Origin of the sequence: uncultured Formosa sp., from assembly GCF_947500765.1 — a bacterium.
Taxonomy (GTDB): domain Bacteria; phylum Bacteroidota; class Bacteroidia; order Flavobacteriales; family Flavobacteriaceae; genus Formosa.
This window is the reverse complement of the sequence record NZ_CANMTH010000054.1, coordinates 1-747: the sequence shown is the minus strand read 5'-3', so window position 1 is coordinate 747 and position 747 is coordinate 1. Positions and strand designations below refer to the sequence as shown.

Sequence of the window (747 nt, the reverse complement as noted above, 5' to 3'; positions counted from 1 at the left end):
GTAAACAAAAACGAACGCGAGAAAATTCCGAAGGAATTTTCCAAATAAGCACTTGCCAAAGCAATTAATTATACACGTTGTTGGCAATAGTATTTTTTATTCGGTTAGATTTTCCGTTGTAGATTTCAGAGTTTCAATTTTCGGCATTTCTTTAATTTCCGATTCTCCGTCTATTGAGTAAAATTCCAATTCAGTCGGCATTTCGTCAGTTCCGAATACAGATATTCCAATCAATTCTCCGTTTTTGCCTTTTCCAGCGTATTCTATTATTAAATTTCCTTTTTGAATTTCCGAGTCAAATGTTTTTCCAAATATTATAGTCGGACATTTTCCACAACCACATCTCGCAATAACTTTCAGATTTTCAATTAAATTAATCCATTCCGATTTTTCTTTTCCAAACAGATAAGTCAGAAATTCAATTTCGGATTTTGTCAATTCTCTTTTATCTGGAATACTGTATTTCATTTAGAAAGAAGTTTTTTTCCTTTTGTAATCCATATTATTGGACCAATAATTCCAATCATTGAAATCAAAACCCAAGTTGTTTTGTCTCCTTTAAACTCTTTTGTCAAAATCAGATAGATTGCTCTAAATGTTGTTATTACTGACCAAAAGGCAATAATTAAAAATGTCAGTATTAGAATTGGATGCATTGCGTTCGGTTTATATTATTGCCAACGGTTTTGTGTATGGATAGTGCGATTTTGCGAGCGAGGATTTTCCGCAGGAAAATCAGAAGTTAGC

At 32.4% G+C, this 747-nt stretch carries 1 protein-coding gene; it reads right to left on the bottom strand.

Features of this window, described 5'->3' with window-relative positions; all coding sequences use genetic code 11:
• Positions 1-96: 96 nt before the first annotated feature.
• Positions 97-468 (bottom strand): hypothetical protein, encoded by a 372-nt coding sequence (locus Q1B05_RS18575; protein WP_299782958.1) that lies wholly within the window; start codon positions 466-468, stop codon positions 97-99.
• Positions 469-747: the final 279 nt, after the last annotated feature.